The organism is Brevundimonas sp. (genome assembly GCF_016463485.1).
Taxonomy (GTDB): Bacteria; Pseudomonadota; Alphaproteobacteria; order Caulobacterales; family Caulobacteraceae; genus Brevundimonas.
In genome coordinates this window covers 21,851-28,610 of sequence record NZ_JAEMRD010000029.1, presented here as the reverse complement: position 1 = coordinate 28,610, position 6,760 = coordinate 21,851, and the positions used below count along the sequence as shown (strand labels likewise).

General features: G+C 67.2%; 8 protein-coding genes and 1 tRNA gene. 5 read left to right on the top strand and 4 right to left on the bottom strand.

What is annotated here, in order from left to right; genetic code table 11:
• Window positions 1–298: hypothetical protein (locus JHC99_RS06690; RefSeq protein ID WP_292152695.1), on the bottom strand; the 298-nt coding region annotated here is incomplete at its 3' end.
• A 291-nt stretch (window positions 299–589) separates the two neighbouring features.
• On the opposite strand from JHC99_RS06690, the gene JHC99_RS06685 reads away from it, so the two are divergent.
• Window positions 590–1,162 (top strand): OmpA family protein, encoded by a 573-nt coding sequence (locus tag JHC99_RS06685; protein WP_292152694.1) that lies wholly within the window; start codon window positions 590–592, stop codon window positions 1,160–1,162.
• A gap of 35 nt (window positions 1,163–1,197) precedes the next feature.
• Window positions 1,198–1,983, top strand: a complete 786-nt coding sequence (locus tag JHC99_RS06680; protein ID WP_292152693.1) for an SseB family protein — start codon at window positions 1,198–1,200, stop codon at window positions 1,981–1,983.
• Window positions 1,984–1,986: 3 nt separating this feature from the next.
• On the opposite strand, the gene JHC99_RS06675 is transcribed toward JHC99_RS06680, so the two are convergent.
• Complete coding sequence (locus tag JHC99_RS06675; RefSeq protein ID WP_292152692.1) at window positions 1,987–3,318, bottom strand: hypothetical protein; 1,332 nt, start codon at window positions 3,316–3,318, stop codon at window positions 1,987–1,989.
• A gap of 143 nt (window positions 3,319–3,461) precedes the next feature.
• Between JHC99_RS06675 and JHC99_RS06670 the strand changes: the two genes are divergently transcribed.
• From JHC99_RS06670 to JHC99_RS06665, 3 genes are all read left to right on the top strand, one after another.
• Window positions 3,462–3,538 (top strand) — tRNA-Arg (locus JHC99_RS06670).
• 79 nt (window positions 3,539–3,617) lie between these two features.
• The gene (locus tag JHC99_RS18785) at window positions 3,618–4,628 is read left to right on the top strand and encodes a tyrosine-type recombinase/integrase (protein WP_366927730.1); all 1,011 of its coding nucleotides are present in this window, start codon (window positions 3,618–3,620) and stop codon (window positions 4,626–4,628) included.
• A 236-nt stretch (window positions 4,629–4,864) separates the two neighbouring features.
• Window positions 4,865–5,008, top strand: coding sequence for a hypothetical protein (locus tag JHC99_RS06665; protein ID WP_292152691.1), 144 nt, complete (start codon window positions 4,865–4,867; stop codon window positions 5,006–5,008).
• A 23-nt stretch (window positions 5,009–5,031) separates the two neighbouring features.
• Here JHC99_RS06665 and JHC99_RS06660 read toward each other — a convergent pair whose 3' ends face one another.
• On the bottom strand, window positions 5,032–5,679 hold the full coding sequence (locus JHC99_RS06660; protein WP_292152690.1) for a hypothetical protein: 648 nt from the start codon (window positions 5,677–5,679) through the stop codon (window positions 5,032–5,034).
• Window positions 5,679–6,677, bottom strand: a complete 999-nt coding sequence (locus tag JHC99_RS06655) for a hypothetical protein (RefSeq protein ID WP_292152689.1) — start codon at window positions 6,675–6,677, stop codon at window positions 5,679–5,681. Before JHC99_RS06655 ends, JHC99_RS06660 begins: the two co-directional genes overlap by 1 nt.
• Window positions 6,678–6,760 lie beyond the last annotated feature (83 nt).

Sequence of the window (6,760 nt, the reverse complement as noted above, 5' to 3'; positions counted from 1 at the left end):
GTGCCGGAGGGGCAGGGGCGGCCGCTGCCGAGGCTGCTTCCGGCGTCGGATCGGGGGTCGGTTCCGGTGCGAGCTCGGGCTCCGGCGGCGGGATCGGACGCGGCGCAGGCTCCAGATTCAGGATCACGGCGTCGAAATCGTCATCGATCGACGAAAAAGCAGGCGGGTCGGCGGGGGCCAGAAACAGCAGCGGAAGCAGGGCCAGATGCGCCCCCAGACTGATCGCCACGGCCAGTCCCGGACGCCGCCGCGAGCGCGTCTCTGCCCTGCGCACAGGCCTGGGCTCGGGTCCGGTCACGTCTGTAAAATCCTGTTTGGTCAGAGAGGCTTGAACGGGTCGGCCGGTGTTGAAAGCGCGCGGCCGGGGGTCGGGACGGCCCCTTACCGACCATGGCCCCGCGTCAGGATCGTGACCACGCCCGCCGCCCTGTGGCCTCTCTCCGGCCAAGCTAACGGCCCCGCTTCTCCTACGGTTAAGCTGACGTGTTTTGGCCGTTTGCGCGTCCTCATTTGGCCGTCCGCCCTACTTTAGTTTCATCCGGTTATGTCGCCATCCGGCCTGACCCCCCACCTCCCAGGGAGACCGAAGTTGAAGATTTCGACCATCAAGACCGCCGCCGTCATGGGCTCCGTCCTCGCGCTCGGCCTCGCGGCCTCCGGCTGCGCCAGCCACAAATTCGTGCGTGAGAACCTCGCCGTCGTCGACGCCCGCGTCGACCAGACCGACCAGAACGTCGCCCGCGTCGAGGGCACGGCCGGCGAGGCCCTGCAACGCGCCACGGCCGCCCAGAAGCTGGCCGAGGGCAAGTTCCTCTATGAAGTGGTCCTGTCCGACGACTCGGTGAAATTCCCGACCGACGTCGACGCCCTGTCGCCCGAGGCCGAACAGCGTCTGACCGAACTGGCCCAGCGCCTGAAGTCCGAGAACCGCAACGTCTATCTGGAAATCCAGGGCTATACTGACGCTTCCGGCCCCGAAGGCTACAACCAGCAACTGGGTCAATCGCGGGCCGAGGCGGTGCGACGCTCGCTGAGCCGCCAGGGCGTCGCCCTGAACCGGATGGCCACCATCTCCTATGGCGAGGAGTCGCCCGTGGCCCCGAACGACACCCCCGAAGGCCGGGCCCAGAACCGGCGCGTGGCGATCGTCGTCCTGAGCTAGTTGACGTCAGCAGCGGGGCGGACGATGGGTCAGGGATGTCCGATCTGATCACCGCCCCGCTGAACACCCCCATCGATGCGCCCCGCAACGGCCTGGAACAGGTCATCGAGGCCGCCATGGCCGACCCGACCCACTGGCGTGCGTTCGAGGCCCTGCTGCCGACCGTCGACCTCTTCCTGGCCCCTGACGGCGAGATGCTGAAGGGGATCGAGCCCGGCGCGACCGGCATGCGCACGATGCGCACGGACCAGGCGATCGACGTCAAGGGCGTGACCCTGGACGACGGCCGGGTCGCGGCGGGCGTCTTCACCGATCCCGAACGGCTGAAATCGGCCTGGGGCGAGGATACCGTCTTCATCGCCATGAACGGCCATCAGGTCCTGGCCCTGTTCCGCGAGGGGCCGATCATCCTCAATCCCGGCTCGCCCCGCATCCTGCTGTTCCAGAAGGACGACATCGCCGCCCTGCTGGCCGCCGCCGACAAGGCCGCCGGGCAGGGGCTTCAGGCCGGAGGCCGACCGACCGGTACAGTGCAACTGGGCGCCCCCGACATCGAACCCACCATCCTGCTGGAACGGCTCAAGGCGGCCTTCGGACCGGTCGGCGGTACCGGCATCACCGCCGCCTGGCTCGCCCGCGCCCACTGGGCCGAGGTCAACCGCTGGGGCTGGTACGTCGATGTCCGCACCGCCCGTCCGATGGACGAGATCCAGGCCATGGTCGGCCGCGCCGTCACCGGCGTCTCCTTCGGCCAGGAAACCCTGGACGTCGCGGTGGACCGCCCGGGCACGCCGGACGGGGTCGGCCTCCGGATCGTCTGACGCCTATTCCAGAATATCGACCGGCAGGATCTGGCTGGCCAGCAGGGTCTCCATGCTGCGCCAGTGATCCGGCCCCTGCCGCTCGACCCAGGCCTGGACCGTGTCGCGCCCCAGGCCATAGTTGATCACATAGCTGCCGTATCTATCGATGAACCGCACCCGCTGCGCCGCCTTGTCCGGGGCCGTCAGGGTGTATTTCGACAGCAGGGCCGCCGCCTGCTCCCGTGTGATCCGCCCGGCCAGATAGTCGTCGGCGATGGTGTATTCCGACCGCCCCAGCTGCCGGATCAGGCCCAGCAGCGCATTCTTCCTGGCGACATCGGCGGGGGCCAGACCGGCCAGCGGCATCAGCACATCGCGCTCGAACGCCGTGCCCTCATCACCCGGAAACGCTAGGTCGATGCCGTAGTTGGCGCTGCCCTCGGCCACGAACGACATCGGCGAGAACAGAGGATAGACGCTCATCTCCACCCACCCTTTCTCGCGCACGAAGGTCTGTTCCAGCAGGGCGTTGTAGACGTGGTGACCGGGGTATCCCTCGTGGCACCCCAGGTCGATCGCGCGCTCGGTATAGATCGGAAAGTCGGTGTTGATCTCGATCTTCGAGGCCGCCCCGCCCTGGAAATAGTTGTAGCCCGACCAGGGCTTGTCGGTGACGAGGGCCAGGGTGAAGCTCTCGTTGGCGGGCAGGGTGATGTGGCGAACCGTCCGCGCCCGGCACTCGGCGATGGCCGCGCGCATTACCGCATCCAGCCGGTCCTTTGGGATGACGAACGCCGCCCGAAACGCCGTGACCCGGTCGATCAGCGGCCCCTCGCCGGGCACCAGCGCCTCGATCCGCTGAAGGATCGGATCATAGTCCGACAGCGGCTTCAGCTCGGGCCGCACCCCGAACAGGGCCTCGGCCTGATCGGCGAAGCCCAGCTTCTCGCCCTGCAACATCCGCAACCGCGCCTGCGCCGCCGAGACATGGGCCTTCAGATAGGCGACGCGCTGGCGCTCGTCGGGCGTCAGCGGCGTCGAACCCCCGGTGCGCGGCAGGTCATTCAGCCGATCGGCCAGATCGGCGGCGTCGGCCGACAGCAGGGCGGCGTTGCGCGGCGCAGCCTTGGCCACCGCCGCCCATTCCGCCGGGCCGTAATAGGCATCGACATAGCCGGGCTCGACCTCGCCGATCGCCAGGATCAGCTTGACGTAGTCCTCGGCGATCAGCGTCAGACTGTCGGTGGCCAGAGCCTCGGCCGTCACGGCCGTCGATGTCGGACGCGGTCCCGCCTCCATCCCCGGCGCGCACGCCCCGACGCTCAGCAACAGACACAGGGCGATCCGGCGCATCGACGCTCTCCACTCAGACACCGCGGACGCTAGCGGTCCCGGCACCGACCGCCAAGCGTTCGCATCCACCCACTCGCCGTCAAAGGGATTGAGGCGGAGCCCCGCCTGCTGTAAGGCCCTGCCTCCGGCGTCCGCGCCGCGATGCACCCGTAGCTCAGCTGGATAGAGTACTGCCCTCCGAAGGCAGGGGTCAGAGGTTCGAATCCTCTCGGGTGCGCCATTTTCTTTCAAGCTAAATCAACGCATTAGCTTGATCGGTGGTAACCCATTAATGGCCCTGACGTGTCGCTGGTCATCACATGGTCATCACGCCGCAAGTCGCCACTGGCGCACTTTCACCCGCTACAATCGCCAGCCAAGCCGCCGATCGTGCGCGTCGCTCACGGGCTGATAGCACCCGCCGGGCTTACGACGCGGACTGGCGGGACTACATCGCAGCGTGCTCACGCCTCGGACTGCCGGAAGCTCCTACCCTAGCCGGGGTCAGCATCTATCTGGACCAGTTGGCACGGACGGGGGCGAAGGTCTCGACAATCCGGCGCAGGCTCGCAGCCATCAATTACCGCCTGCGTATGTCGGGCGAACCACCCTTTTCAGCGCGCGATGAGCCCTTGGCATCTGTGTTGCTCGGCATCCGTCGGGAAGTGGGAGCGCCAGCACGGCAGGCCCGGCCAATCGAGGTCGCAGAACTGCGTAGCCTGGCCGTCACATGCTCCTCGTCGGCTAAGGGCTTGCGTGACCGGGCGTTGATGCTGCTGGGTTTCGCCAGCGCCTTGAGGCGGTCTGAACTGGTCGGCCTAGACTGGTCCGTCGGAGGTGATGGTTCTGGTTGGGTCGAACCTGTCCCTGAAGGACTCCGTATCCACCTGCGTAGATCGAAGACCAACCAGATGGGCGAACGGGAGGAAGTCGCCATCTGTCGCGGTTCAATCGCCGCGACATGCCCCGTCGCAGCCCTGGAGGCATGGCGCGCGATCTCAGATGGCGAGGGCCCTGTGTTTCGGTCCATTGACAGGCACGGGAGGCGCGGGGGGCGGCTGACAGGCGGTAGCGTCGCACGGACACTCAAGACCTGCGTGCGAACCGCGGCCACGGTGGCAGGCGCGGACGCAAAGGAAGCCGCAGCAGCAACAGCGCGCGTGTCCGGCCATTCGCTCCGATCCGGCCTCGTCACGTCCGCCTTCGCTGCCGGTCTCACGGCCGAAGATGTCATGCGCCAAACACGCCACCGCGACGTGCGTGTCCTTCTGGGATACCGTCGTCATGCAACGGCGTTCGTGGCGAACGTGAGCGGGAGGGTGGGGCTGTGAATAGGTGGGCTTGGTCGGCCGTAGTCTTAGCGATCGCGACCAGTGTAGGCACGGCGACAACTGCCGAACCGACCGTGCGGGGTTATCGCGAGAGCGTAGGCGAAAATCGCCGAGCTCTGTCCGCCTACCTTGTCGGGATGGTCCATGCTTTCGGTTGGGCTAATGCTGAACTGGTGACTCGCCCTCAACCGGCCCTGTATTGCCAGCCTGAGCGGATGGCGCTGCACAGCACTCAGATGATCGACATCATCGAGCGGTATTTGGAAGAGGCCGAGGCGGTGTCAGACAGCGACCCCATCGGGCTTGTGGCCCTGTTTGCACTTCGAGACGTGTTCCCTTGCGAACCGGGGGAGTCCCAAGCTGAGGACGAGCAGCCTTAGCAGGAGCGGCACACTTGCGAAGCTTAGTGCACGGGCCCGTGGATTGCTTCGTTCCTCAGCCTGTTGGCCTCTGCGGTGCTGTAGGGCCGGCCTGATGCGCGCCGTGCAGCGATGGCGGCATTGGCTCGGGCGACTTGCGACGACCGAGCTCGCGCAGCCGCTGCATCACCCGCCGGCCGTCCGGCTCCGCTCGCGCCATAGACCGTGTCAGCCACCACCTTCCCGAATGCGAGTTGCTGTTCCAGCGTCGCGTTCGGATTTGCTGCCGCCCAGTTGGCCGCATGAAACTCTGCGGTGGCCAATGGCACGGCGTTCCCGCGTTGCGATGACTGACGGGCCCGGCGGTCATCCCGGACAGGGGCGAGCACATTCTGGATCACGGGCGCGAGGCCGCGGTCTCGCATCCGTCTTGCAGTAGCGGCTTGCCCTGCCGTGATAGTGCCAGCGTTGAGGTAGTCGGCAATGTCGCTGTTCGTCAGCGTCCCGGCGTTGGCTTCATCGCGAATGGCGGACCATGTCGATGAAGCGTTCGCCCGCTCCAGGGCCGCATCTCGAGCCACGTCCGCCTGAACGCGTCGCGCCTGCGCCCGGATACTGGTCGTCAGCGCGGCCTTGTCGCCGTCCTGCAGGTCGGTGCGGGCATTGATCTGCGCCTCGGTCACTTCGCCCATCAGGATGCCCAGGCGAAGTCGCCCACGGTCTCGCGCCGGGCAGCGTTGGCCTGGCGCTCCTCCTCCTGCTGAACCTTCCGCTCCTCGCGCTCGACGGCGCTGTATTGATTCAGCTGGGTTGTCGCGTCGCGATAAATCCGCTGGCGAGCCTCGGGCGTCTGGTCCTTGAAGGCCTCGCCCTCCAGAACCTCGGTGCGCAAGAAGCGGGTCGCGGCGGCATAGCCCGCCATCCCGCCGCCGTTGTCCGTGTATTCGTTGACCGACAGGCGGCCGATGTTCGCCGTCAGGATCGCTGAGTCGAGCTTGTCGTCGTCGGCGAGGCGCTGGTCCTCGGAATACAGCACGGCGGGGTTACCCGCGCGCTGGTCCTGCAGGGCCTGATACTCGGCCATGGTCTCGGCGTATTCCGCCTCGCCCATCCTGCCTTCTGCGCCGAACGCGATCAGGCGCTCCTGCAGCGTCACGGCCCGCACGCCCAGCGCCTGCACCACCTCCTGTTCGTCGCGCACGGTCCGCGCCTCGGACACAGCCCGCAGGCCGTCCGACGCTTTGCCCTGCGCATAGGTTTCGACCTGCACAGCGAAGTCGGACGGCGCGCCCTGGATGAAGCCGGACACGGCCTCGCGCGACGCAGCCTCATAGCCTTCCGGGTCGAAGCGGTATTCTTGACGCAGCGTGGTCAGGCGGGCGTCGATGTCCTCGCGGGTCCGCGCATCATAGGCGCTCTCGACCGCAGCCTGCCGGGCCGCGGCGACATCGCCGAACTGGAACAAGGGGGCTTTGTATTCGCGCTCGCCGGCCGCGATCTCCGCGCCCTCGATTGCACCGCGCGCCTGAGCGCGACGGATCAGGTTCGGCTTGGCGGCCTCGGCGAAGCGGTCGAAGACACGCCCCGCCGCTTCCCACATCTCGGGCTCAAGCGTGCGGGTGTTGACCTGAGGCGGCAGGTTCGAAGTGTCATTGCCGCGTCCGGGCTGCAGGTTCTGTCCGGTCGCCATTAGCGGGTACCGGCAGGGTTGTGGGTCGAGCGTTGCATGTTGGGAGCCTCCATGCGGGGAGACTACTCGGCAGGGTTAGGTGC